The following is a 24,669-nucleotide window of genomic DNA, read 5'->3' as shown; positions in this document are numbered from 1 at the left end:
TAACGCTCGACCCCTGCGCCGGGGGCCACGACCCGGCGCCACCGTGAACGCCGGGCACATCGGTGCGAGGATGTGCCGATGAAGACGGCCATCCACTCCCTCCCGGTCCTGCTTCTGCTGCTCGTGGCCGTCGGCGCATCGGCCCAAGCCCCCGGCGATCGCGTGCTCGCGCTCTGGCCGGCCGACGGCATGTGGTACCCGGCGCGGGTCGAGGCACGTGCCGGCGACGAAGTCCAGGTCGCTTACGACGACGGCGATGTCGGCACCGTCCGCGCCGACCAGTTCGTGCCGCTGCACTGGGAGGCCGGCAGCACCCTGCAGTGCAACTGGCGCAACCGCGGACGTTATTACCCGGGCGTGGTCGAACGCATCGACGGCGAGCGCATCGAATTCCGCTACGACGACGGCGACCGCGAGACGATGACGATCAGCCGCTGCCGCAGCCTGCCGCCGCTGGAGCGCTGAGTCCGCTCAGCCCTGGCCGACGATGCGCAGCCCGAGTTCCTTCGTGCGCGCCATGCCGAGGCCCATCTTCAGGCTTTCGCCGATGCGTTCGGCGTGGCCGATGATGCGCTCGGCATCGTCCGGCCCCAGACGCTCGCGCGCGGTCTGCCGCCACAGCTCCAGCCACGGCGCGAACAGGCCGGCGTGGATGCCGGCCACCCCGCGGTGCACCGCCATCGGGTTGCCGCGGTAGCTGCGGGTTCCGAGCATCACCGACGACCAGAACGCGGTCAGCAGGCGCAGGTGCGCCGGCCAGTCGTGGACCGCGGCCTCGAAGATCGGCCCGAGTTCCGGGTGGCGGCGGATCCGGGCGTAGAAGGCGTCGACGAGCGCGGCGATCGCGGCCTCGTCGAGCGTCGGCGGATCGGTCTTCGCGATGTGATCGGCGGAGGGGCCCATGCCGCCATTCTAGGCCGCCCCGGCCCCGCCGCCCCGCACGGGGCGTGAACGTGGCCGTGAAGTCGAGTCGAATCCGTGGCGCACCCGCCACCGGCAGGGCGCACTAGGATTCCCGGCGCGGCCATTCGCGCCGCACAGGACACAGGGGAACACATGAAGACCAGCGTGATGGCGGGCCTCGTGCTCGCTGCCGCCAGTGCCTGCACGGCCGTGGCGGCGCAGGAAGACGTGACGAATCACTCCGAAGAAGCGATCGCCGCCGCGGCGGACCCCATTGCGGAGGTCGCGGCGGAAACCATCGCCGAGCCCAGCGCCGAGCCGGTTACGGAGCCCATCGCCGAGCCGGTCACGGAGTCCATCGCCGAACCCGTGCCCGACACGGCCGCGGTGGCGGCCACCGCTCCCGCACCGCCGCCGCCGGAACCGGTGTTCAGCAACCCGGCGCGGCAGTTCCAGGTCCAGCTCGGGCGCTACTTCACCCGCGAGGAGCGCGTCGCCCTGCTGCCGACCGTGCAGATCCAGTGGGCGCTGCGCAACAAGGTCACCGCGACCGGCGGCGTGTTCCGCAAACACCGCTCGTCGAAGGAGGTGTTCGCGCCGATCGACAGCGACGTGCTGCAGCGGGTGCTGGTGCAGCTGCAGGACGATCTCGCCGCGCGTTTCCAGGCCGCCGGCTGGGGCGCGCAGACCGCGGCGGACTTCGCCGGCAGCCTGCCGGACGTGCGCCGCCTGGCGAACGACCGCGAGCTCGGCGTGCCGACGATGCGGGTGAAGCTCGGCGATTACGACCAGGACTGGGCGGTGCTGTCGGTGCCCGGCGTGCAGCCGGTGGACAGCCGCGCGATCGGCAACGGCATGGCCTGGAACCGCTGGCTGAAGGGCAAGGCCGGCATCAACCTGAGCGTCACCTATTCGTTCGCGGCCGGCACCGTCGGCGAAACGAACTCGCGCATGCTCGGCACCGAAGCCGCCGGCGGCCTGTGGTTCAGCGCCCGCGCCGACCTGATCGGCGCCAGCACCGGTGCCTGGGGCAACATCAACGTGGTGCCGGAAGGCCTGGTGGTCGCCGACGACGTCGGCACCTTGAGCGAAATCGCCGGCAGCCGCGCCAGCACCGCCGAAAACGTGATCCGCTTCATCGGCGGCATGGGCGGCAGCGACCGCCAGGGCTACACGATCGAGCCCGACTGGGCGCGCGTCGAGACCGAGATGCTGCGCGCCGGCCGCGCCTTCAATGCGGAACTGGTCGCGCGGCTCGCCGCCGGCGCGGGCACCGGCGGCAGCAGGTAGGTCGCCGGCAGGGGACGAGGGCCGTGCGCACCGCGCGGCGCGCGCGGTGCCTCGTTCTTCTTTACTGGCCGCCCGAAAAACGCGGGTCGGTGATCTTCATCTCCGTCACCGCGCCGTATTTCTTCGCGACTTCGCGGATCTTCGCGGCATCGCCGATCAGCACCATCACCAGGTCGTCGGAGGTCGGATAGGCACGGGCGATCGCCGCGCGCAGGGCGTCGTCGTCCACCGCGGCGACGCGCTCGGCGAAAGCGTCGATCGCGTCCGCTTCCAGCCCGTACAGCCACAGATCGGTCAGCGCGTCGGCGATCTGGCCATTGGTCTCCAGGTCCGGCGGGAACTGGCCGAGCACGTAATTGCGCGCCGAGGCCAGCATCTCCGGCGAGATGCCGTCGGCGTGCAGGCGGTCGAGCGTCGCCAGCGCCAGGTCGAGCGCCTGTTCGGTGGCGTCGGTGCGGGTGAACGAGCTGATCGCGGTCGCGCCCGGCACCTTCAGCCGCTGCAGCGACGAACCGGCGCCGTAGCTCAGGCCCGACTTGATGCGCAGTTCGGTGTTGAGCATCGAGGTGAAGCGGCCGCCGAAGACGGTGTTCACCAGCTCCTGCGCGGCATCACCCTCGTCGCCGCGGGCGACGCCGACATTGCCGAGCCAGAAATAGGTCTGCGCGGCGCCGGGCTTGTCGACCAGCACGACGCGGCGGCCTTCGCGCGCCGGCAGCGGCTGCACCGTCGGCACCTCGGCGGCGGCGGCGCGGAAGCCGCCGAACGCGCGCTCGAGCCGGGTGCGCAACTGCGCCGCGTCGACGTCGCCGACGATCGCGATGACCATGCGGTCGGCGCCGACGTGGTCGGCGTAATAGCGCTTCACGTCGTCGAGGGTGATCGCCGCGAGCGTGGTCTCGTCGCCGCTTTCCGGCCGGCCGTAGGGGTGGCCGGCGAACAGCGCCGCGTAACCGTAGGCGCCGCGCAGTTCGCCCGGATCGCTGTCGCGGGCGGCGGCGAGCGCCTGGATGCTGCGGGTACGCAGGCGCTCGAACTCTTCCGCGTCCAGGCGCGGACGCAGCAGGGCGTCGCTGGCCAGTTCGACCATCAGGTCGACGTCCTCGCGCAGGAAGCTGCCGGTCAGGCCCATCGCCTCGGTGCCGGCATAGGTCGACAGGGTCGCGCCGGCGCCGTCGATCGCCTCGGCGAACTGCAGCGCATCGCGCGAACCCGCGCCCTTCTGCAGCAGTTCGGCGAGCAGGTTGGCGGTGCCTTCGCGGCCGGCCGGGTCGCCGAGGGCGCCGCCGCGGATCGCGATGTCGATCGCCACCAGCGGGGTGTCGCGCTTCTCGACGATCAGCAGCTCGATGCCGTTCGCCAGCGTCGCGCGCTGCGGCGTCGGCAGGGTGACGTCGCCGGGCACGGCGGCCGCGGCGAGGGCCGGGGTCACGGCCTGCGCCGCCGGGGCGAGGCCGGCGGTGGCCGCGAGCGCGGCGGCGAGGGCCAGGTGCAGCGGATTGAAAGCCAGGCGCATCGTCGTCGTCCTCATTCTTCGGCGGTCGGCACCAGGGTGCCCAGCGTGCGGTTGTCGGCGACGAGCACGCGCGCGGCGACCCGCTTCACGTCCTCGGCGGTGATCGCGTCGAACTGCGCCGGGGCCTCGAACAGCTTGCGCCAGTCGCCGTGGAAGGTTTCGTAGGAGCCCAGCGCCTGGGCCTTGCCGCTGATGGTCTGCATGCCGCGCCAGAAACCGGCGCGCGCGGCCTTGCGCGCCTTCTCCAGCTCGGCCGCGGTCGGGCCTTCGCTGGCGATGCGGGCGATTTCCTCGTCGACCGCGCGCTCCACCGCGGCCGGATCGCCGCCGGGCGGCAGGATCGCGTAGACCCAGCCCAGGCCCGGGTCGAAACCGCGGTCGAGGTCGCTGCCGGTCGCCACCGCGATCGCGTCGCGCTCGACCAGGCGCTGGTGCAGGCGCGAGGAATCGCCGTCACCGAGCAGGCCGAGCAGCACCTGCAGCGCCAGCCAGTCGTCCTCGGTCGCCGCCGGCGCATGCCAGGCCATCGCCAGCAGCGGCGCCTGGATGCCTTCCTTGCGCACGACGATGCGGCGTTCGCCGGCCTGCGCCGGCTCGACGGTGGTGATCGGCTCCGGCGGCGCCTGCGCCGGGATCGGCGCGATGTACTTCTCGGCGAGCGCGATGATCTCTTCCGGCGTCACGTCGCCGACCACGAACATCGTCGCGTTGTTCGGCGCGTAATAGGTCCGGTAGAAGTCGCGCAGGTCCTCGAGCTTCCAGTTCTCGATGTCCGACGGCCAGCCGATCACCGGGAACTGGTACGGGTGGGCGACGAAGGCGGTGGCCTGCATCTGCTCGATCAGGGTGCCGAAGCCGTCGTCGTCGACGCGGGTGCGGCGTTCGGAATAGACGACGCCGCGCTCGCTCTCGACCACCTCCGGATCGAAGTCGAGGTTGGCCATGCGGTCGCCCTCGAGCTCGAAGATGGTTTCCAGCGCGCTGCGCGGGAACCAGTCCTGGTAAACGGTGACGTCGTTGCTGGTGTAGGCGTTGTTGGCGCCGCCGGCGGCTTCCATCGTGCGGTCGAATTCGCCGGGCGCGCGTGTCTTCGTGCCGTTGAACATCATGTGCTCGAAGTAGTGCGCCATGCCGGTGATGCCCGGGTACTCGTTGCGCCCGCCGACGCGGTACCAGGTGTACATCGCGACGTTCGGGATGTCGTGGTCGGGCCAGATCACGATCTTCATGCCGTTGCCGAGCGTATGCACGACGATGTCGGCGGCACCCGGCACGACCGCGCCGGGCTCGGCGGCGGCCGCGGCGCCGGTGGCGGCCGGGGTCGCCGGCGGCGCGGCCGGGCCGGCGGCATGGAGGGGGCTCGCGAGGGCGATCGCGAGGGCGGCGGCCAGCAACGGGACGCGTGGCATAGGGACTCCGGGTAGGGTGCGGCGAACACGCGCGCCGCAGCGCCGGCCACCCTAACCGCCCGCGTCGCCGGGCGGCAACCGGCCGATGGTCACGCCCGCAGCGGCTCCTGCATCCAGGCCAGGGTCGCGGCCAGCGGCATCGGCGCCGCGAAGTGGTTGCCCTGCAGGGTGTCGCACTTCCAGTCGCGCAGACAGGCGGCGTCCTCGGCGGTTTCGATCCACTCCGCGGTGACCGCGATGTCGAACTCGTGCGCCAGGCCGATCACCGCGCGGCAGATGCGGTCGCCGCCGTCGCGGCGCTGGCGCACGAAGGCGCCGTCGAGCTTGATCCCGGCCGGGCGCAGATGCGCCAGCCGCGCCAGCGAGCTGTGGCCGACGCCGAAGTCGTCGAGCACGACGCGCACGCCGAGCCCGCGCAGGGCTTCCACCGGCGGCACCAGTGCCTGCTCGTTCTCGCTGAAGGCGGTTTCGGTGATCTCCAGGGTCAGCGCCGGTGCCAGCGCCGGAGCGTCGCCGAGCATCGCGCTCACCGCCTCGATGTAGCTGCCGTCGAGCAGGCTCTGCGCCGACGCGTTCACCGACAGCCCGACCCCGGGCGCCGCGGCCTGCAGCCGGGGCAGGGCCTGCAGGGCCTGGCGCAGCACGAGGCGGTCGACCCCGGCGGCGAGGTGGTTGCGTTCGGCGACGGCGATGAAGCGCGCCGGCGCGATCCAGCCGGCGTCGCGGTGGCGCCAGCGCGCCAGCACCTCGAAGCCGCGCACGCGGCCGTCGGCGGCGGCGACGATCGGCTGGAACCAGGGCTCGATGCCGCCGTCGAGGATCGCCCGGTCCAGCGCCCGCGCCAGCGCTGCGTCCTCCTGCAGGGACAGCAGCATCGCCGCGTCGAACATCGCGATGCCGCCGGAACGGCCGGTCTTCGCGGCGTGCAGGGCGACCTCGGCGCGCTGCAGGAACTCCTCGCCGCGCAGGGCCTGGCCGGGTTCGCGCAGGGCGACGCCGACGCAGGCGTGCAGCACGCCGCGCGCCACCCCGGACAGCGCCAGGCCGGCGACCGCCTCGCGCAGCCTTGCCGCGGTGGCGAGGGCATGTTCGGGATCGGCGCCCGGCAGCCGCAGCGCGAACTCGTCGCCACCGATGCGCCAGGCGTCGGCGGCCAGGTCGGCTTCCCGCAGCCGGTGCGCGACGCGGGTGAGCACGTGGTCGCCGAGCGCGTGGCCGAACAGTTCGTTGACCGCCTTGAAGCCGTCCAGGTCGACCAGCAGCAGGGTCGCCGCGGTGTCGCCATGGCCTTCGGCGTCGAGCGTGCGCAGCAGGCTGGCGCGGTTGCCGAGGCCGGTCAGGGCGTCGTGCGAGGCCTCGTGGGCCCAGCGCCGGCTGACTTCGCCGAGCTCGCCGACGAGCAGGTTGAAGCGGCCGGCGAGGGCATCGATCTCGTCACCGGCGCCGCTGACCGCCAGCGCCTCGCGGCGGCCGCCGGCGAGCGCATCCAGTTCGGCATGCATGCGCTCGAGGCGGCGGATCAGCCGGCGGTCGACCAGCTGCCAGACGAGCAGGCTGCCGACGACGAAGATGCCGACCGCCATCGCCAGCAGCAGGATCCGTGCGATCCGCGTCTGCGCCGCCAGTGGCCGCGGATGATGCAGGTCGAGCCAGGCGGTCGGCTCGCCGTCGCTGTCGAGCAGCCGCCGCACCGTGTGCACCTCGTCGCCGTCGAGGCGCGAGCCGAGCGGGCCGGCGGGTTCGGTCGTCAGCCGCAGCGGCAGCTTCGCCACCGCCTCGATCTCTTCGCCGCGGCGGCCGCTGATCGCGCTGGCGAAGCCGATGACGCCGGCATCGCGGCTGCCTGCGAGGTCATTCGGATCGATCACCGCCGCGACCGCGACCAGGAACCACTCGCCGTCGATCGGCATCAGGAAGGCGCGACCGCCGCGGCGATTGTGGATGCCGCGCACGCGGCTGTCGGCGAGGACCGGACGCAGGCGCTCGGCCGGCAGCGCCTGCAGCTTCGGCGCCCGGCCAGGGGGCAGCACCAGTTCGCTGGCGTCGCGCACCTCGAGCGCGGGGCCGAGCACGAATACCCGGTCGACGCCGAAGTTGTCCATGCCGTCCGCGGTGATGTTCTCGGCGATGAAGCCGTTGTCGGCGCCGCGCATGTAGTCGACCGCGTCGACCCATTCGGCGTAGTCGACGACCTGGGCGCGCAAGCGCTCCATGCGTTCGGAAAGCAGCAGCTGCAGGCGGTCGGCGTCGTCGCGCGCCTTGCCCACCTCGAACGCGCCGAACTTCACGCCGATCACCGCGTCGGCCAGCGGCAGGGCGATGCCGACGACGACCAGCGCCATCAACAGTGTCGTCATCAGCAACCGCGAACGGATGCCGCGTGCCATCGGATTCCCCCTGGGTCCCGGCTGGCTTCCCCCGGACCAGCCTACTCCAGCCGGCGCCGGCCGGGGCCTCCGGGCTCAGCGGCCGTCGTACCAGTAGCGACGGGCGAAGTCGGGCAACGCCCGCGGATCGCGCAGCAGGCGCCAGCCGACCGCCGGCATCTGCAGCAGGTAATGCCAGTCGCCGTGCTCGTCCCACTTGCGGGTCGAGGTCACCGTCCTGGCCCGGCGCAGCCGGCGCAGGCGCTGGCCGCGACTGCGCCCCAGCCGCGACAGGCGGCGCATGAAGTCGACGTCTTCGGCGATCGCCCGGTCCTCGTCGTAGCCGCCGAGGGCGCGGAAGTCGGCGCGCCGGCAGAACACGATGCCGCTGTCGAAGCCGGTCGCCCAGACCACCGGCAGGCCGAGTGCATAAGTCAGGGCGATGCCGGCCGACCAGCGTTCCATCGTCACCCCGGTGGCGCCGCCGACGACCGCCGGGTCGGACATCGCCGCGTCGATCGCGAGGAAGGCATCGGGGTGGATGCGGCTGTCGGCATCGACGAAGCCGATCAGTTCGCCACGGGCCACCGCCGCGCCGCCGTTGCGGGCGGCGGCGATGCGCCGCGGCAGGACCTCGGCGACGCGGGCGCCGCGCATCGCCGCGATCGTCGGCGTGCCGTCGTTGCTGCCGTTGTCGGCGACGATGATCTCGATCGCCTGCGGATCGCGGCCGGCGAGGATCCAGCGGCCGCGGGCGGCGTCGATCGAGTCGAACAGCGCCGGCAACCGCGCCGCCTCGTTCCAGGCCGGCACCACCAGGGAAAACCGCACTTCGCCGACCGCGAGCGACATGTTCATGCGCGCATCGTCGCGCCGTCGGCGGCAGCGGCGGGTGAATGCGCCGCGCCGCGGTGCCGCCCGTTCAGGCGGCAGCCGGCTCGCGGCGGCGCCAGCGGGCCTTCAGCCAGCGCAGGAAGCTTTCGAGGCTCGCGAACGCCGCCGGGATCACCACCAGGCTCAGCACCGTCGAGGTGATCAGGCCACCGATCACCGCGACCGCCATCGGCTGCCGGAACGCCGCATCGGCGCCGAAACCGAGCGCGATCGGCAGCATGCCGGCACTCATCGCGATCGAGGTCATGATCACCGGCCGCGCGCGCTTGCGGCAGGCGTCGACCAGCGCGTCGTGCATCGACAGCCCGTGCTCGTCCTCGGCGACCACCGCGTAGTCGACCAGCAGGATCGAGTTCTTCGTCGCGATGCCGATCAGCATCAGCAGGCCGATCAGCGCCGGCAGCGACAGCAGGGTACCGGTCAGGAACATCAGGCCGAAGGCGCCGCCGGCCGACAGCGGCACCGCCATCAGGATGATCAGCGGGTGGCTGGCGTGGTTGAACAGCAGGAGCAGCACGGCGTACACGCAGAACAGGCCGGCCGCCATCGCCAGCGCGAAGCCGACGAACAGCTCGACGAAGATTTCGGCGTCGCCGTAGGGCTGGGTGCGCACGCCGGGTGGCAGGCTCGCCAGCGTCGGCAGCGCGTTGACCTCGTTCATGACGTCGCCGAGCGGGCGGCCACCGAGCTCGGCGGTGAAGGTCACCTGGCGGGCGCGGCCGAGGCGGTTGATCACCGCCGGGCCGCTGCCGCGGGTGATCTCCGCCACCGCCGCCAGCGGCACCGTGCCGCCGTTCGCGCTCGGCACCCGCATCAGCGCCAGCAGGTCCTCGTCGGAGAGTTGCTCCTCGGCCATGCGCACGCGGATCGGGATCTGGCGGTCGGCGAGGTTGAGCTTCGCAAGCCGCTGCCGGTAGTCGCCGCTGGTGGCGATGCGCGCGGCCTCGGCGATGTCGAAGGTCGAGACGCCGAGGTCGGCGGCGCGGCGCGCGTCCGGCACGATCACGATCTCCGGCCGCAGCAGCGCCGCGGTCGAGCTGATCGTGCCCAGGCCCTGGATCGTGCGCAGCTCGCGGTCCAGCGACTGCGCCGCCGCGTAGAGCGCACGCGGGTCGTCGCCGGCCAGCACCACCTGCATCTGCTCGCCCGGTTCGCTGCTGATGAAGCGCTGGCGCACGCCCGGGATCACCGCGAGCCGCTCGCGCACGATCGCCTCGAGCTCGTCCTGGGAACGGTCGCGGTCGCCGGCCGGGCCCCAGTCGAGCACCATCACCGCCTTGCGGGTGTCGGGGATGCCGCTGACGTTCGGATCGCCGAAATCGACGACGCCGCCGACCGTGGCGTAGGCCTGGCGCAGCTCCGGCAGGTCGGCGAGCAGGGCGCGGGCGCGTTCGGACACCGCCACGGTCTGCTCGAGCCGCGCCCCCGGCGGCAGCTCCAGGCTCAGGTTGCTGCGGCCGAGGTCGGAGCCGGGGATGAAGGTCGCCGGAATCGCCGCCGCGATGCCGAGCGAACCGATGAACATCAGCAGCGCGGCGAGCAGCGTGAGGCCGCGGTGCGCCAGCGCCCACTCGACGCAGCGCAGGTACCAGCGCATCACCCGGCCTTCCTTCTCCTCGTGTGCCTTCGGCTTGAGCTGGTAGGCCGCCATCATCGGCGTCAGCAGGCGCGCGACCAGCAGCGAGAACAGCACCGCGGTCGCCGCGGTCCAGCCGAATTCGAGGAAGAACTTGCCGGCGACGCCCGGCATGAAGGCCACCGGCACGAACACCGCCGCCAGCGTCGCCGAGGTCGCGATCACCGCCAGGCCGATCTCGTCGGCGGCATCGGTGGCGGCCTGCTTCGGCGCCTTGCCCATCGCCAGGTGGCGGTCGATGTTCTCGACCTCGACGATCGCGTCGTCGACCAGGATGCCGACCACCACCGCCAAGGCCAGCAGGGTCACCATGTTCAGGCTGAAATCGAACAGCCACATCACCCCGAAGGTCGGGATGATCGACAGCGGCAGCGCCACCGCCGAGATCCAGGTCGCGCGCCAGTCGCGCAGGAAGAACCACACCACCAGCACCGCCAGCAGCGCGCCCTCGTAGAGCATCGTCATCGACGATTCGTACGAGGCGTGCACTTCCTCGACCGTCGAGAACACCTGGGTGATGCGCACGCCCGGGTGCGCCGCCTCGAGCGCGCGCACCGCCGCCTCGACGCCGGCGCCGACCTCGATCTCGCTGCTGCCGCGGGTGCGGCTGATCGAGAACGCGACCACCGGCTTGCCGTCGAGCAGGGCGATCTGGCGGCGTTCCTCGTGGCCGTCGTGCACCTCGGCGAGGGTCGACAGCGGCACCTGGCGGCCGTCGGGCAGGCGGATCGGGAATTCTCGCAGGTCCTGGGCGGTGCCGACCGTGCCGACGGCGCGGATGGCCTGCTCGCCGCTGCCGAAGGTGGCGCGGCCGCCCGACCGCTCGAGCTGGCTCGCGGCCAGCTGCTGCGACACCTGGCCGGCGGTGATGCCGAAGGCCTGCAGCACGCCCGGGCGCAGGTCGACCTGCACCTCGCGGTCGACGCCGCCGGAGCGCCCGACCTGGCCGACGCCGGCGACGCCGAACATCGCCCGGGTCACCTCGTTGTCGACGAACCAGCTCAGCTCGTCCTCGCTCATGCCGTCGGCGGCGACCGCGTAGGTGACCAGGGTGCCGCCGACGACCTCGAGCTTGGCGACGACCGGTTCCTCGATGTCGGCCGGCAGGTCGGTGCGCACGCGCGTGGTGGCGTCGCGCACGAGGTCCAGCGCCTCGTTCTCGTCCTTGCCGATCGGGAACTCGACGAAGGTCGTCGAGCTGCCCTCGACCACGGTCGACACCAGGTTCTTGATGCCGGGGATCGTCGCGATCGAGTCCTCGACCTTGCGCGTGACCTCGGCCTCGAGCTGGGCCGGGGTCGCGCCGGGCTGCACGATCGTGACGGTGATGCCGGGGAACGAGATGTCCGGGAAGCGCGACACCGGCAACTGGCTGAAACCGACGAAGCCGACGATGCCGAGCAGGATGAAGGCGAGGATCGCCGGCAGCGGCCGGTTGATCGACCAGGTCGAGACGTTGATCGCCATCGTCAGTCCCCGGTGGCGGCGTCGGCGGCGTCGACGACGCGCACACGGTCGCCTTCGGACAGGAAGCCGGCGCCTTCGGTCACGACGCGCTCGTCGCCCTGCAGGCCGGAACGCACCTCGACCAGGCCGCCGCTGCGGGTGCCGGTCTCGACCCGGCGCTGCGCCACACGGTCGCCGTCGGCGAGCACGAACAGGTAGCGGTGGCCGTCGCGTTCGACGACGGCGGTGTCGGGCACGGTGAGGGCCGGGGCGCTGCCGAGGGTGAACTCGCCGGCCGCGAACATGCCGGCGCGCAGCGCGCCCGGCTGCGGCAGGTCGGCATAGACGGTGCCGGTGCGGCTGCGCGCGTCGAGCGCCGGGGCGACCGTGCGCACGCGGCCTTCGACGGCGTCGCCGACGTTGTCGCGCAGGCGCACCGCGGTGCCCGGGGTGATCCGCACGAGGTCGGCTTCCGGCAGTTCGGCGCGCCATTCCAGCCGGTTGTCGCGGATCAGCCGCAGCAGTTCCGTGCCGGCCATCGCCACCTGGCCGGGCTGCACGCTGCGCGCCGAGATCGTGCCGGCGTAGGGCGCGCGCAGCGTCGCGAAGCCGAGCTGCAGGCGGGCGTTCTCGAGCTGGGCGAGGGCGGTCTGCCGCTGCGCCCGCGCGGTCAGCTCGCCGGCGATCAGCTGGTCGGCGTCGCTGGCGGCGATCAGCTGTTCTTCCTTCAGCCGGCGCCCACGCGCGGCATTGGCCACCGCGACCTCGAGATTGGCGTCGGCCTGGGCCAGCGCCGCCTCGGCCATGCGTACCTGCATTTCCAGGCTGCGGGTGTCGAGCTGCAGCAGCGGCTGGCCGGCGGCGACTTCGTCGCCGACCTCGACCAGCACCTTCGCGATCCGCTGGCCGCCGACCTCGACCCCGAGCGCCATTTCCTCCCAGGCGGCGATCTCGCCGGAAGCGGCGATGCGCAGCGGCAGGTCGCGGGTCGCCGGCGTGGTGACCGCGACGCTGAGCGCGGCGGCGGACTCGGTGGTGTCGGGGGCGTCACCGGTGCCACCACAGGCGGCGAGCAGCAGGGCGACGAGCAGGACCGGGACGGAGCGCGAGGCGGTCGGGAACATGCGTGGAGGTCGGCGACGTGGGCCGGCGATTGTGGCAGATGCCCGTGTGAGCGCCGGCGCATGCGGGCTCCGTCCGTTCGGCTAGGCTTTAGCCCGACAACCCGATGCGACGTCCTGGAGACGACCGTGGCCGAAGTGCTTCCGTCCGCAACGCTTCCGGCCGCGCCGGACCTGTCCGCCCGCGCCACCCGCCTCGCCGCGCTCGATACCGCCGCTGCGGTCGACCGCCTCGCCGACTCGCCGGCGGCCGACGTCGCCCGCTTGCTGGCGTGCATGCCACCCGCCCGCGCGAACGACCTGCTGGCGGAAATGCCCCCGGAGCGGCGCAGCGCGGTCATCGCCGCGGCGCCGCCCGGCGTCGACTGGCAGGACAGCCAGCGCTATCCGGAAGGCAGCGTCGGCCGCCTGATCGAGGATCCGCCGGCGGTGTTCGCCAGTGGCACTCCGGTTTCGGTGGCCATCGAGACGCTGCGGGACGTGGTCAAGGTGCGCCTGGTCACCTACCTGTGGGTGGTCGATGCGCAGCAGCGGCTGCTCGGCGTCGTCGCCTTCCGCGACCTGCTCTACGCGGACCGCGAGCGCGCGCTCGACGACGTGATGATCCGCTCGCCGTTCGTGCTGCGGCCGGGCGCACGGCTGGTCGAGGCGATGCGCGAGGTGGTCACCCGCCACTACCCGGTCTATCCGGTCTGCGAGGACGACGGCCGCCTGGTCGGGCAGGTGCGCGGACAGGTGCTGTTCGAGCAGCAGGCCTTCGAGATCTCGGCGCAGGCCGGCGCGATGGTCGGTGTCGACAACGAGGAGCGGCTGGCGTCGTCGCTGTGGACCGCCTTCAAGTTCCGCAATCCGTGGCTGCTGGTGAACCTGCTGACGGTGTTCGTCGCCGCGGCGGTCGTCGGCTATTTCGAGGACACCGTCGACAGGGTCGTCGTGCTGGCGATGTTCCTGCCGGTGCTCGGCGGCCAGAGCGGCAACTCCGGCTGCCAGGCGCTGGCGGTGATGCTGCGCGGCATGACCCTGGGCGAGCTCAAGGGCATGCGCATCGGCGCGCTGGTCACCAAGGAGGCCGTGCTCGGCACCCTCAATGGCCTGGTCACCGGCGGCATCGCCGGCATCGCGATGTGGTTCGTGGTCTGGCGGCAGGACGGCGACAGCGCGCTGCTGCTCGGGCTGATCACGATGTTCGCGATGGCCTTCGCCTGCATGGTCGCGGGGCTGTCGGGGGCGACGATTCCGCTGATCCTCAAGCGCTTCGGCGCCGATCCCGCCACCGCCTCCAGCATCTTCCTCACCACGCTCACCGACGTCGTCTCCATGGGATCCTTCCTCGGCCTCGTCACCTGGCTGGTGCTGTGACGTAAGGCGCGTTCGCGCGGGCGGTTCGTTGCCGGTTGCGACCGCTGTGGTTGCGTCGGCAGCGCCGCCGCGGCGACCAAGCCCACGACGGCCGCACGCGCTTCGCGCGCCGGCGACGCTATGCTCCGCGACTTGTTTGGAGTGGGGAGTGGGTGATGACGGTGATCGACGATCCGGTGGTGGATCTGGAGGCGCGGGCGCAGCGACTGGCGGCGCTGGATCCGGCCAGTGCGCTGAAGCGCCTCGAGGGGCTGGCGACGACCGACGTCGCGGCGCTGCTGGCGAAACTGCCGCCGGCGCGCGCGAACCTGATCCTGGCGGCGATGGACGCCGCCTGGCGCGAGCGCGTGCTGGCGGCGGCGCCGGCCGGAACCGACTGGCGCGACAGCCAGCGCTATGCCGAGGGCACGGTCGGCCGCCTGCTCGAGGACCCGCCGGCGACGTTCCGCTCCGGAACGAAGGTGGCCGCGGCGATCGAGGCGCTACGCAGCGTCGTTCGCGAGCGCCTGGTCACCTATCTGTGGGTCGTCGACGGCGAACAGCACCTGATCGGCGTCGTCGCCTTCCGCGACCTGCTCTACGCCGACCGTGACGCCACGCTCGACGACGTGATGATCCGCAATCCCTTCCACCTGCGCCCGGACATGCAGATGGTCGAGGCGATGCGCGAGGTCGTCACCCGTCACTTCCCGGTCTATCCGGTCTGCGACGAGCGTGGTTTCCTCGTCGGCCAGGTGCGCGGGCACGTGCTGTTCGAGCAGCAGGCCTTCGAGATTTCTGCGCAGGCCGGTGCGATGGTCGGTGTCGAGAAGGAGGAGCGGCTGGCGACGCCTTTGCTGCGCGCGTTCCGCTTCCGCAACCCGTGGCTGCTGATCAACCTGCTGACGGTGTTCATCTCGGCGGCGGTGGTCGGCGTGTTCGAGGCGTCGATCCAGCAGATCGTGGTGCTGGCGATGTTCCTGCCGGTGCTGTCGGGCGTGACCGGCAACCTCGGCTGCCAGGCGCTGGCAGTGATGCTGCGCGGCATGACCCTGGGCGAGCTGCGGGCGCACAAGGTCGCGGCGATCGTGGGCAAGGAGGGCCTGCTCGGCCTGCTCAACGGCGCGGTGACCGGCGCCCTCGCCGGGACCGCGATGTTCGTGCTCGAGATGCGCGACGGCAATCCGGCGGCGCTGACCCTCGGCCTGGTGACCCTGGTGGCGATGGCCGGCAGCTGCGGGGTCGCCGGTGTCGCCGGCTCGCTGGTGCCGGTGCTGCTGCGCCGTTTCGGCGCCGATCCGGCGACCGCGTCGAGCATCTTCCTGACCTCGCTGACCGACGCGACGAGCATGGGCAGCTTCCTGCTGCTGGCCACCTGGCTGGTGCTCTGACCCGGTTTCCGGGACGCCGCCGCAACGGAATGTTGCGCTGCAACGTGCAAGCGGCGTGAACCCGGGCGCAGGATGCGCTGGCTTCCGACGTGGGGGAGGGAGCCGAAAAGCCTGCAGCTGCGACGCGCTGCAGGCTTTTCTTTTTTTCCGGGCCCCGATGACACAATCCGGCGCATGAGCACGCCGCCGGACCCCGCCCTCGAAACGATCGTCGACCGGGCGCTGTCCCGGCTGGCCGAGCGCACGCCGCTGCCGGCCTCGCCGAAACAGCGCGCGGCGCTGGCGCGGCTCGCGGTCGCCAGCGATTTCGCCCTCGACACCCTGTGCCGGCAGCCGGAACTGCTGGCGACGCTCGACGCCGCCGCGGCACCGCCACCGGCGCTCGCGCAGGGCCAGGAAGCCGACTGGCCGGGCCTGCTGCGGCGCTGGCGCACCGCCGAATCGACCCGCCTCGTCTGGCGCGACCTGCAGGGTCTCGACGACGTCGACGCCACCCTCGCCGGGGCCAGCCGGCTCGCCGACCAGGCGCTGCAGGCGGGGCTGGCGGCGTTGTCCGGATCGCTGGCGGCGCGCCACGGCGTGGTCCGCGATGCGAATGGGGCGCCGCAGTCACTGGTGGTGTTCGCGCTCGGCAAGCTCGGCGGCGGCGAGCTGAACTTCAGCTCCGACGTCGACCTCGTCTATGCCTACCCGGAATCGGGCGTCAGCGACGGCGCCCGCGCCCTCGACGCCGAGGCCTGGTTCACGCGCCTCGGCCAGCGCCTCGCGCAGCTGCTGGGCGACGTGACCGCCGACGGCTTCTGCCACCGCGTCGACCTGCGCCTGCGCCCGTTCGGCGCCAGCGGCCGGCTGGTGCTGAGCTTCGCGGCGATGGAGCAGTACTTCCAGCGCGAAGGCCGCGACTGGGAGCGCTATGCCTGGATCAAGGCGCGGCCGGTGGCCGGCGATGCCGCCGCCGGCGAGCGCCTGCTGGAGACGCTGCGGCCCTTCGTCTACCGCCGCTACCTCGACTACGGCGCCCTCGACGGCCTGCGCGAGATGAAGGCGCTGATCGCCGCCGAGGTGCAGCGGCGCGAACTCGCCGAGGACCTCAAGCTCGGCCCCGGCGGCATCCGCGAGATCGAGTTCCTGGTGCAGTCGCTGCAGCTGATCCGCGCCGGCCGCGAACCGGTGCTGCGCGGGCGCTCGCTGCTGCCGGCGCTGTCGGCGCTGGCCGATGCCGGCCACCTGCCGGCCGCGACCGCCGACCGGCTCGCCGCCGCCTACCGCTTCCTGCGCCGGCTCGAGAACCGCGTGCAGATGCTCGCCGACCAGCAGGTGCATGCACTGCCGGAGGCACCGCTGGCGCGGCTGCGCATCGCCCGCGGCCTCGGCTACCCCGATGTCGACGCCCTGCTGGCCGAACTCGACGGCCACCGCGGCGTGGTCGCCGGCGAATTCGCCGGCCTGCTGGAAGCGCGCCGGCGGCGCGCCACGCCGGGCGCGCTGGAGACCTACTGGCGGGCGCTGCCGGACGGCGGCGACCCGGCGGCGCTGGCCGAGGCCGGCTTCAGCGATGTCGATAGCCTCGATGCCGGACTGCGCGATTTCGCGCGCACGCCGGCGGTGCGGACGCTGTCGGCGCGCGGCCGCCAGCGGCTCGACCACGTGCTGCCGCAACTGCTCGCCGCCGCCGCCCGCAGCGAGGCGCCGGATGCGGCGCTGCCGCGCGGGCTGGCGTTGCTGGCGGCGGTCACGCGGCGCACGAGCTATCTCGCCCTGCTCGAGGAACAGCCGGCGGCGCTGGCACGCCTGGTCGACGTCAGCGCCCGCAGTTCGCTGCTCGCCGACCGCCTCGCCGCGCACCCGCTGCTGCTGGACGAACTGCTCGACGCACGCGCGGCCGGGCCACTGCCCGATGCCGCGGCGATCGCGGCCCTGGTCGAAGCAGCCGTCGCCGGCGCCCCGGAAGGCGACACCGAGACGGTGCTGAACGCCCTCAGCGAACAGCGGCAGGCGATCGCCTTCCGTTTCGCGCTGGCGACGCTCGGCCAGCGCCTGTCGCCGCCGGAGACCAGCGCCCGGCTGGCGGTGCTCGCCGAGCACGTCGTGCGGGCGGCGCTGGCGCTGGCCGAGGCCGATGTCGCCGTGGCGCATGGGCGGGTGCCCGGCGCCGGCCTGTGCGTGCTCGGCTACGGCAGCCTCGGCGGCGGCGAGCTCGGCTTCGGCTCCGATCTGGATCTCGTGTTCCTGCACGACGCCGCCGCCGACGCGATGTCGGACGGCCCGCGGCCGCTCGATGCCGGCCGCTGGTTCGGCCGCCTCGCGCAGAAGCTGGTGTCGCTGCTCGGCGCGGTCACCGCCGCCGGCAAGCTCTACGAGGTCGACGTGCGCCTGCGTCCCGACGGCGCCAAGGGCATGCTGGTGTCGAGCCTCGACAGCTTCGCCGACTACCAGCAGCAGCGCGCGTGGACCTGGGAGAAGCAGGCGCTGGTGCGGGCGCGGCCGATCGCCGGATCGGCCGCCGTCGCCGCCGCCTTCGAGGGCATTCGCGCGCGCACCCTGCAGGCACCCCGCGATGCCGCCACGCTGCGCGACGACGTCGTGGCGATGCGCCGGCGGATGCGCGGCGAGCTCGACCGCAGCACGCCGGCGCGCTTCGACCTGAAGCAGGGCGAGGGCGGTCTGGTCGACCTCGAGTTCCTGCTGCAGGCACGCGTGCTCGAACTCGCCGCGGCCGTGCCGTCCCTGCTCGCGCCGCGCGACACCCCGGGCCTGCTCGAGGCGCTGGAGCATGCCGGCGGACTGCCTGCCGCCGCCGCCGCGGCGCTGCGCGCGGCGCATGCGCTGCTGCTGACGCAGGGCCACGAATGCGGCCTCGACCAACGCCCCCGTCTCGTCCCACCGACGCCGGAACTCGATGCCGCCCGCGCCGCCATCCGTTCCGCCTGCGCCGCCGCGGGCCTCGACTTCGCCTGAGCGGTTTCGGGTTCCTTCCCGCGCCCTAGGCGAGGGGCGAACCGAGGCGGTCGCGGACGAGCGCGGCGATGCGCGGCGTCTCGCGCAGCGGCTGCACGTCGAAGGGCGCGAGGCGATCGTCCTGGGCGCGGATGCGGCCGCGCTGGCGCAGGCTCGCGAGCAGGACGGCGATGCGGCCGCCGGCGCGTTCGGGCTCGGCGACGAACACCGGCGCGGGGGTCGCGCAGGCCTCGGAAACCATGTTCGCCGAGTCCGGCGAACAGACGATGCGATCGGCCCAGGCGAGTGCGGACGCGTAGGGATTGTCGCCGTCGCCCGCATCGAACCAGCGCAGACCGGGCGTCCGCGCCCAGCGCCGGCGCGCCTCGGCGGCGATCGCCGGGTCGGTGCGCCGCGAGCCGAGCACGAGCAGGCTGCCGCCGTCGGCCGCGAACACGGCGTCCAGGCGGCCGGCGAGGCTCGCGAAGGCCTCCGCATCGAAGCGCACCGCGGCGGTGGGGCCGCCGAGCAGCACGACGGTGCGCGGGCCGGGCAGCGCGGCGAAGTCCGGGCGTTGCAGGCGCGCCGCCGACAGCCAGGCGGCGTCGATCGGGTTCAGGCTGCCGCAGACGTTGATCACGTTCGCGCCGGGGCGGCCGTCGTGCTCCGGCACGATCACCAGGTCCCAGCCGCGGGTGTCGGTGCGCGGATGCAGGATCTGCACCGCGCGGCTGCCGCGGGTGTGCAGCAGGCGGGTCGCCAGGGCGGCGCGGCGGCCGCAGCCGATCGCCAGCGCCGGCGGCGTCGCCAGCGCGGCGGCGAATTCCGGACCGAAAGCGCGACGGGCGCCGGGCAGGCGCCGCGGAGCTGCCCAGGCCCAGGGCGCCGCGATCTCCAGCACCTGCTCGACGGGCTGGGGATGCAGCGCCGCGGCGAGCGCGGCCGCCTGCCGGCGGTGCCCGGCGAGGCCGTCGTGCAGGAACCAGCAGGCGGAGGAAGGGGCGGAGGAAGGGGCGGCCACCGGCGCAGCCTAGCCGGCCAGTGGCGCCCTCCGCGAGGTCGGTGGTTTACGGGGCGGGAGCCTCGACCGTCGTCGCGTCACCGGTGAAGCGGGTGCCGATGTTGATCACCGCGTCCTCGACCAGGCGGGCACTGCCCTGCAGGCCCATCCGGATCGTGATCGGGCGGCGGAAGAACCGGCGCGCCTGCGCCTTCGTGAAGCCGTAGGAGCCCATCAGCGAATCGCGCGACAGCAGGCCGCCGATGCAGACGCGGGCGCCGTTGACCAGTTCGCTCTCGAACTCGCCCGGCTGCAGGGTGCGGTTGCGGCCGACCGCGGTCAGGCCGAGCTGGATGTAGCCCGGGTAGGGCAGTCCGGTGCTCGGGTCGGTGACCTCGGCGAAGACGTCGCTCTCGATGGTGTAGACCGGGGTCACGCGCAGGTTGAACGAATCCGGATAGGCGCCGTTGTTGGCCGCCCAGTACTGGATCACCGGGGTCTGCCAGTGGCAGAGCACGGTTTCGCTGCTGCGCCCCGGCAGGGTGATGCTGGCGAGGTCGGACAGCACGAAGGTGGTGGTGTTCGGCGCCGGCGCCAGCGACACGCAGTTGCCACCGATCGGCTGGCCACCGGGCGTGCAGTCGGCGGTCAGCACGAGGTTCGCCGACAAAAGGCCGAGCCAGCGCACGTCCTTGCCGAAGGCGCCGGCGTCGCCGACCTGGGCAGCGGTCGGCGCCGCCGTGGGCGCGTTGCCGCCCGCGAGTTCGGCCAGCGCGGCGATCCGGCCGGCGCGCAGCGCATCGGCGATCGGCGGCGACACGAACTGGTCGGCCTCGCGCACGACCGGCAGGCCGTCCGGCCCGAGGGCCGGCGCCGGCGTCGGCGCGCGCGGGGTCGCCGCCTGGGCGAGGGGCAGGGCGACGAGGGCGAACAGAGCGGTGAACAGGGGGGTACGGGACATCGTGATCTCCTGAGGGACTCCGCCCGCCGGCCGGCGGTGCGGGCACCGGGTTTCGGGGGAAACACGGCACGTTTGCTGTCACGCCGGAAGGCGGCCGGATTGGCCGTCACCGACCAGCATTGCAACGATGGGTCGCAGGCATGCGGGTGCGTTGCAGCCTCTCCGTCACCTACATTGCCCTCACCCCACGACCGCGACGCTCGCAAGCCCGTCGTCGCGTCCTTCACATCTCCGGAGTCCGCCATGCTCAAGCGCCTTCTGCTCGCCAGCCTGCTCGCCGCGTCAACGTCCGTGGCCTTCGCCGCCGAGCCCTACGCGATCGATCCCAGCCATACCAATGTGGTGTTCACCTGGAACCACCTCGGCTTCTCGAACCTGTCCGGCCGCTTCGAGCAGGTGCAGGGCGACTTCCAGTTCGACGCCGAGGACCCGACGAAGTCGACGCTGAGCGTGACCATTCCGGTCACCAGCCTGAGTACCGGTGTCGGCCGCCTCGACGAGCACCTGCGCGGTTCGGACTTCTTCGACGTCGCGAAGTACCCGGAGGCCCGCTTCGTCAGCAGCGCGATCACCGCCGTCGGCGAGGGCCGTTACGCGGTCGCCGGCGAGCTGACGATCCGCGGCGTCACGAAGCCGGCGGTGCTCGGCGTCACCGTCAACCGGATCGGCCCGCACCCGATGTCGAAGAAGCCGGCCGCCGGCTTCGACGCGACGATGACGATCAAGCGCAGCGATTTCGGCATGACCTATGCGCTGCCGGCGGTGCCGGACGAGATCCGCATCACGATCAGCACCGAAACCTCGCTGATCACCCCGGCCGAGTGAGCCGCCGCGGCCGGGGCGCGCGCCGTCCCGGCCGCAGGAACACAGCGCGGCCGCAGTGGCCGCGCTAGAATCCGCGCCGGTCCCGCCCGGAACATCGTCATGACCTCCACCGACACCGCCACCGGCCAAGCGCCCGCCAATACCGAGCGCCGCTACGAGGTCGCGCGCACCCAGCTGCCGCTGTGCTGCCCGACCCCGGCGATGGCGCTCTGGAACTCGCATCCGCGCGTCTACCTGCCGATCGAGGCGACCGGCAGCGCCACCTGCCCCTACTGCGGCGCGGTGTTCGTGCTGAAGGACTGAGCCGGGCGCGGTCCGTTGCGCCCCCTCACCGTCGTCCAGCTGCTGCCGGCACTCGACAGCGGCGGCGTCGAACGTTCCACCCTCGAGATCGCCGCCGCCCTGGTCGCGGCCGGGCACCGCTCGGTCGTCGTCGCCGCGGGCGGCCGGCTGGCGCCGGCGCTGACCGTCGCCGGCAGCGAGCACATCGAACTCGACATCGGTCGCAAGTCGCCGCTGGCCGCCTGGCGGGCGGTTCGGGCGCTGCGCGAGCTGCTGCGTTCGGCGAAACCCGACATCGTGCATGCGCGCTCGCGGCTGCCGGCCTGGATCGCGCGTGTCGCCCTGCGCGGCGTGACGCCACGGCCGGCTTTCGTGACCACGGTGCACGGGCTGAACTCGCCGGGCCGCTACAGCGGCGTGATGGCCAGCGGTGATGCGGTGATCTGCGTGTCGGACACGGTGCGCGACCACGTGCGGCGGCAATGGCCAGGGACCGATCCGTCCCGCCTCGTCGTGATCCCGCGCGGCGTCGATCCGGCGGCCTGGCCGCGCGGCTTCGCGCCGTCGCCGGACTGGCGTCGCGATCTCGCGGCCCGATTTCCGGCCCTGGCCGAAGGCCGCCTGCTGCTGCTGCCCGGCCGCGGTACCCGCCTGAAAGGTCATGCGCACGCGCTTCGGCTCCTCGCGACGCTGCGCGCGGACGGCATCGACGCGCGCCTGTGGCTACCGGGCGTCGTGCAAGCCGGGCGCGAGGCCTACCTCGGCGAGTTGCAGGCGCTCGCGGCATCGCTCGGGATCGCCGACGTGGTGGTCTTCGACGCCGCCCGCGACGACCTGCGCGCGGCCTACGCGACCGCCGACCTCGTGCTGCAGCTGTCGGACCAGCCCGAAGCCTTCGGCCGCACGGTGATCGAGGCGCTGGCGATCGGCCGGCCGGTGCTCGGCTGGGATCACGGCGGCGTCGGCGAATCGCTGCGCGCGGCCTGGCCGCAGGGGGCGGTCGGCGTCGGCGATCACGCCGCGCTGGCGGCGCGCGCGCGCGCGTTGCTGGCCGCGCCGCCACCGCCGCCGGTTACCATCCCGTGGACCCTGGCGGCGATGCAGGCCGCGACGCTGGAACTGTATGACCGACTCGCCGCACGCTGACCGCCCGCTGCGCTGGGCCCCCGGGTGGGTGCTCGCCTTCGTCGCGCTGTGGCCGCTGCCGGGGCCGGCCGAGGGCGTCGCCGCGCTCGGCGCGATCGCCGCGGTGGCGGTGCTGCTGCTACGCCGGTTCCGCGGCGGCACCGCGCTGCTCAGCCAGGAGGCGTGGGCGCTGACCGCGGTGCTCTTCCTCGGCTACTGGCTGCCGCAGGCGGTGGCGGCGATCGACGCCGGACAACCGGCGCGGGCGCTGCGCGGCGCCGCCTTCGACCTCAAGTTCCTGCCGTTCCTGTGGCTGGGCGCCGCCGCGGTGGCGCATGCGCAGGGGCGCCGCATCGTTTTCCAGGGCCTGGCACTGCTGGCCGGACTGTGGACGCTCGACGCGCTGCTGCAGGCGCTGCTCGGCCACAGCCTGCTGTTCGCGGCGCTCGATGCCGGCGTCACCGCGGTGCAGGGGCGTTCGGCGTGTGCGGCCGACGAGGTGAACCTGCGCGGCTACGTCGCCGGCATCTTCGGTCCTTGCAATCCGAAGCTGGGGCTGGTGCTGGCGGCGCTGGCGCCGTTCGCGATCGTCGCCGCGGCCCGCCGCTGGGGCGTGGGCGGCTGGTGGGTTTCCGCGGTGGCGATCGGCATCGCCGTGCTGCTGGCCGGGTCGCGGGCGGCATGGATCGCCTACGCGATCGTGCTGGCGCTGTCGGGCTGGAAACTGCTCGGCGGGCGGCAGCTGCTGCTGGCGTTCGCGGTCGGTGCCGGCGCGCTGTTCGCGCTCGGGGCGGCCTCGCCGGAGTTGCGCGAGCGGCTCGAGCGCACTGCGCTGGCGCTGGAGGCCGACGGTGCCGGCGTCGACGCCGCGCTGTCGGGACGTACCCGCGTCTGGGCGGCGGCCAGCTGCATGGCGCTCTCGCACCCGTTCAACGGGGTCGGCGTGCGCGGTTTCCGCGACGCATTCCCGGCCTGCGATCCCGAGCCGGGCGCGCCGCTCGCGTGGGGCGAGGGACCGGCGCACCACGCGCACCAGATCGTGCTCGAGATCGCCTCGGAAACCGGCGCCTTCGGCCTGCTGATGTGGCTGGCGGCGGCAGCGCTGGCCTGGCGGGCGTGGCGCTTCGCCGATGCGGCGGCGCGCGAACGGGCGCGGCCGGCGATGATATCGCTGGTGGCGACGGTGTTCCCGCTCAACACCCACCTGGCGGTGTATTCGACCTTCTGGGGCGGCGTCGTGATGCTGGTCGCCGCGCTGTACGCCGGCAGCCTGCTCGCGGTCGACCGCGACGTCGCGGCCGAAACCGGCGGGCGCCCGGCGCCGCCCCGCTGAGCCGGTGATGCGCTGCTGGTTCACGCCGCTGCTCGCGGCCTTCGCCTGGACCGTCGGACGCCTGCCGCAGCCGCTGCTGCTGGCCTGCGGCCGCGCGCTGGCGTGGCTGCTGTGGCCGCCGTTGAAGGAACGCCGGCGCATCGCCCGCATCAACATCGACCTGTGCTTCCCGGAGCTGCCGCCGCATCGACGCCGGCGGCTCGCCGACGCGTCCGTCGTCAACACGGTGATCGGCGTGTTCGAACTGGTGCGCGCCTGGCATGCGCCGGCGTGGCGGCTGCGCGATGCGGCGCGGATCGAGGGACTCGAACACCTGCAGGCGGCGCTCGCGCGCGGCCAGGGCGTGCTGCTGATGTGCGGCCACTTCACCCACACCGAGCTGGCCGTGCGCCTGCTCGGCGAAGCGCTCGGCCGGCCGGCGCGCGTCGTCGTGCGCCGGCACAACAACGCCTGCCTGGAAGCCTGGTTCGACGCCTCGCGACGCGCGGTGTACGGGCCGACGATCGGCAAGAAGGACATGCGCGCGCTGCTGACCGCGCTGCGCGCCGGCGAGCCCGTCGTGTATTCGGCCGACCAGAACTTCAACTACAACCACGCCTTCGTGCCCTTCTTCGGCGTGCCGGCGGCGACCCTGGTCGCGACTCCGGACATCGTCGAACGCGGCCGCGCGGTGCTGCTGCCGTTCTGGTACCGCCGCGAAGCCGATGGCCGTTACGCGATCCGCATCGAATCGCCGTGGCAAGGCTGGCCGAGCGGCGACCCGGTCGCCGACGCCGCCCGCTACATGGCCGAACTCGAGAACGTCGTGCGCGAGTGCCCGGCGCAGTACCTGTGGGGCCACCAGCGCTTCAAGACCCGGCCGCCCGGCGAACCCCCGCTCTACCAGTAACGAGTAA

The 24,669-nt window shown here is 73.1% G+C and carries 19 protein-coding genes; 10 read left to right on the top strand and 9 right to left on the bottom strand.

Annotation, left to right across the window (positions count from 1 at the left end; translation table 11 throughout):
• Positions 1-78: 78 nt before the first annotated feature.
• Positions 79-465 carry a tudor domain-containing protein gene (locus tag K311_RS0111135; protein WP_026817379.1) on the top strand — a complete coding sequence of 129 codons (387 nt, stop codon included), beginning with the start codon at positions 79-81 and terminating at the stop codon, positions 463-465.
• Between the two features lie 6 nt (positions 466-471).
• On the opposite strand, the gene K311_RS16600 is transcribed toward K311_RS0111135, so the two are convergent.
• Entirely contained in the window at positions 472-903 is a 432-nt protein-coding gene (locus tag K311_RS16600) for a group III truncated hemoglobin (RefSeq protein WP_051239998.1), read from the bottom strand.
• A 153-nt stretch (positions 904-1,056) separates the two neighbouring features.
• Here K311_RS16600 and K311_RS0111125 point away from each other — a divergent pair, with 153 nt between their 5' ends.
• The gene (locus K311_RS0111125; protein WP_026817378.1) at positions 1,057-2,193 is read left to right on the top strand and encodes a hypothetical protein; all 1,137 of its coding nucleotides are present in this window, start codon (positions 1,057-1,059) and stop codon (positions 2,191-2,193) included.
• A gap of 61 nt (positions 2,194-2,254) precedes the next feature.
• Here the strand turns inward: K311_RS0111125 and K311_RS16595 are convergent, their stop codons facing one another.
• The 6 genes from K311_RS16595 to K311_RS0111095 all read right to left on the bottom strand — a co-directional run bounded on the left by K311_RS16595 (position 2,255) and on the right by K311_RS0111095 (position 12,584).
• Entirely contained in the window at positions 2,255-3,709 is a 1,455-nt protein-coding gene (locus K311_RS16595; RefSeq protein WP_051239996.1) for a M16 family metallopeptidase, read from the bottom strand.
• An 11-nt stretch (positions 3,710-3,720) separates the two neighbouring features.
• Positions 3,721-5,118: a M16 family metallopeptidase gene (locus tag K311_RS0111115; protein WP_026817377.1), complete on the bottom strand. Its 1,398-nt coding sequence runs from the start codon at positions 5,116-5,118 to the stop codon at positions 3,721-3,723.
• Positions 5,119-5,207: 89 nt separating this feature from the next.
• Complete coding sequence (locus K311_RS17805; RefSeq protein ID WP_051239994.1) at positions 5,208-7,505, bottom strand: putative bifunctional diguanylate cyclase/phosphodiesterase; 2,298 nt, start codon at positions 7,503-7,505, stop codon at positions 5,208-5,210.
• A 75-nt stretch (positions 7,506-7,580) separates the two neighbouring features.
• Positions 7,581-8,342, bottom strand: coding sequence for a glycosyltransferase (locus tag K311_RS0111105; RefSeq protein WP_051239992.1), 762 nt, complete (start codon positions 8,340-8,342; stop codon positions 7,581-7,583).
• Between the two features lie 64 nt (positions 8,343-8,406).
• A complete protein-coding gene (locus tag K311_RS0111100) occupies positions 8,407-11,481 on the bottom strand; it encodes an efflux RND transporter permease subunit (protein ID WP_245570657.1) in 3,075 nt (1,024 codons plus the stop codon).
• A gap of 2 nt (positions 11,482-11,483) precedes the next feature.
• The gene (locus K311_RS0111095) at positions 11,484-12,584 is read right to left on the bottom strand and encodes an efflux RND transporter periplasmic adaptor subunit (protein ID WP_026817374.1); all 1,101 of its coding nucleotides are present in this window, start codon (positions 12,582-12,584) and stop codon (positions 11,484-11,486) included.
• Between the two features lie 126 nt (positions 12,585-12,710).
• Here K311_RS0111095 and K311_RS0111090 point away from each other — a divergent pair, with 126 nt between their 5' ends.
• From K311_RS0111090 to glnE, 3 genes are all read left to right on the top strand, one after another.
• Positions 12,711-13,940 (top strand): magnesium transporter, encoded by a 1,230-nt coding sequence (locus K311_RS0111090; protein WP_026817373.1) that lies wholly within the window; start codon positions 12,711-12,713, stop codon positions 13,938-13,940.
• 155 nt (positions 13,941-14,095) lie between these two features.
• Positions 14,096-15,310 (top strand): magnesium transporter, encoded by a 1,215-nt coding sequence (locus K311_RS0111085; RefSeq protein WP_051239990.1) that lies wholly within the window; start codon positions 14,096-14,098, stop codon positions 15,308-15,310.
• Between the two features lie 174 nt (positions 15,311-15,484).
• A complete protein-coding gene (gene glnE, locus K311_RS0111080) occupies positions 15,485-18,268 on the top strand; it encodes a bifunctional [glutamate--ammonia ligase]-adenylyl-L-tyrosine phosphorylase/[glutamate--ammonia-ligase] adenylyltransferase (RefSeq protein ID WP_026817371.1) in 2,784 nt (927 codons plus the stop codon).
• 25 nt (positions 18,269-18,293) lie between these two features.
• Here the strand turns inward: glnE and K311_RS0111075 are convergent, their stop codons facing one another.
• Both K311_RS0111075 and K311_RS0111070 read right to left on the bottom strand, forming a co-directional pair.
• The gene (locus K311_RS0111075; RefSeq protein WP_051239989.1) at positions 18,294-19,268 is read right to left on the bottom strand and encodes a mitochondrial fission ELM1 family protein; all 975 of its coding nucleotides are present in this window, start codon (positions 19,266-19,268) and stop codon (positions 18,294-18,296) included.
• 46 nt (positions 19,269-19,314) lie between these two features.
• Positions 19,315-20,208, bottom strand: coding sequence for a hypothetical protein (locus K311_RS0111070; RefSeq protein ID WP_026817369.1), 894 nt, complete (start codon positions 20,206-20,208; stop codon positions 19,315-19,317).
• A gap of 243 nt (positions 20,209-20,451) precedes the next feature.
• Here K311_RS0111070 and K311_RS0111065 point away from each other — a divergent pair, with 243 nt between their 5' ends.
• The 5 genes from K311_RS0111065 to K311_RS16585 all read left to right on the top strand — a co-directional run bounded on the left by K311_RS0111065 (position 20,452) and on the right by K311_RS16585 (position 24,662).
• Positions 20,452-21,033, top strand: coding sequence for a YceI family protein (locus K311_RS0111065; protein WP_026817368.1), 582 nt, complete (start codon positions 20,452-20,454; stop codon positions 21,031-21,033).
• A gap of 99 nt (positions 21,034-21,132) precedes the next feature.
• Positions 21,133-21,336, top strand: coding sequence for a zinc-finger domain-containing protein (locus K311_RS0111060; protein ID WP_026817367.1), 204 nt, complete (start codon positions 21,133-21,135; stop codon positions 21,334-21,336).
• 15 nt (positions 21,337-21,351) lie between these two features.
• On the top strand, positions 21,352-22,461 hold the full coding sequence (locus K311_RS0111055) for a glycosyltransferase (protein ID WP_026817366.1): 1,110 nt from the start codon (positions 21,352-21,354) through the stop codon (positions 22,459-22,461).
• Positions 22,439-23,773, top strand: coding sequence for an O-antigen ligase family protein (locus tag K311_RS0111050; protein WP_026817365.1), 1,335 nt, complete (start codon positions 22,439-22,441; stop codon positions 23,771-23,773). The genes K311_RS0111055 and K311_RS0111050 overlap by 23 nt, the downstream gene beginning before the upstream one ends.
• 7 nt (positions 23,774-23,780) lie before the next feature.
• Complete coding sequence (locus tag K311_RS16585; protein ID WP_154659540.1) at positions 23,781-24,662, top strand: lysophospholipid acyltransferase family protein; 882 nt, start codon at positions 23,781-23,783, stop codon at positions 24,660-24,662.
• Positions 24,663-24,669 lie beyond the last annotated feature (7 nt).

The sequence above is a fragment of the Arenimonas composti TR7-09 = DSM 18010 genome (assembly GCF_000426365.1).
GTDB lineage: Bacteria > Pseudomonadota > Gammaproteobacteria > Xanthomonadales > Xanthomonadaceae > Arenimonas > Arenimonas composti.
Note: the sequence above shows the minus strand (reverse complement) of the source record. Positions and strands in the feature narration are given on the sequence as shown.

Coding starts and splice junctions, on each gene's coding strand:
- K311_RS0111135 (WP_026817379.1), top strand. CDS start 79: ATGAAGACGGCCATCCACTCCCTCCCGGTCCTGCTTCTGCTGCTCGTG.
- K311_RS16600 (WP_051239998.1), bottom strand. CDS start 903: ATGGGCCCCTCCGCCGATCACATCGCGAAGACCGATCCGCCGACGCTC.
- K311_RS0111125 (WP_026817378.1), top strand. CDS start 1,057: ATGAAGACCAGCGTGATGGCGGGCCTCGTGCTCGCTGCCGCCAGTGCC.
- K311_RS16595 (WP_051239996.1), bottom strand. CDS start 3,709: ATGCGCCTGGCTTTCAATCCGCTGCACCTGGCCCTCGCCGCCGCGCTC.
- K311_RS0111115 (WP_026817377.1), bottom strand. CDS start 5,118: ATGCCACGCGTCCCGTTGCTGGCCGCCGCCCTCGCGATCGCCCTCGCG.
- K311_RS17805 (WP_051239994.1), bottom strand. CDS start 7,505: ATGGCACGCGGCATCCGTTCGCGGTTGCTGATGACGACACTGTTGATG.
- K311_RS0111105 (WP_051239992.1), bottom strand. CDS start 8,342: ATGAACATGTCGCTCGCGGTCGGCGAAGTGCGGTTTTCCCTGGTGGTG.
- K311_RS0111100 (WP_245570657.1), bottom strand. CDS start 11,481: ATGGCGATCAACGTCTCGACCTGGTCGATCAACCGGCCGCTGCCGGCG.
- K311_RS0111095 (WP_026817374.1), bottom strand. CDS start 12,584: ATGTTCCCGACCGCCTCGCGCTCCGTCCCGGTCCTGCTCGTCGCCCTG.
- K311_RS0111085 (WP_051239990.1), top strand. CDS start 14,096: ATGACGGTGATCGACGATCCGGTGGTGGATCTGGAGGCGCGGGCGCAG.
- glnE (WP_026817371.1), top strand. CDS start 15,485: ATGAGCACGCCGCCGGACCCCGCCCTCGAAACGATCGTCGACCGGGCG.
- K311_RS0111070 (WP_026817369.1), bottom strand. CDS start 20,208: ATGTCCCGTACCCCCCTGTTCACCGCTCTGTTCGCCCTCGTCGCCCTG.
- K311_RS0111065 (WP_026817368.1), top strand. CDS start 20,452: ATGCTCAAGCGCCTTCTGCTCGCCAGCCTGCTCGCCGCGTCAACGTCC.
- K311_RS0111060 (WP_026817367.1), top strand. CDS start 21,133: ATGACCTCCACCGACACCGCCACCGGCCAAGCGCCCGCCAATACCGAG.
- K311_RS0111050 (WP_026817365.1), top strand. CDS start 22,439: ATGACCGACTCGCCGCACGCTGACCGCCCGCTGCGCTGGGCCCCCGGG.
- K311_RS16585 (WP_154659540.1), top strand. CDS start 23,781: ATGCGCTGCTGGTTCACGCCGCTGCTCGCGGCCTTCGCCTGGACCGTC.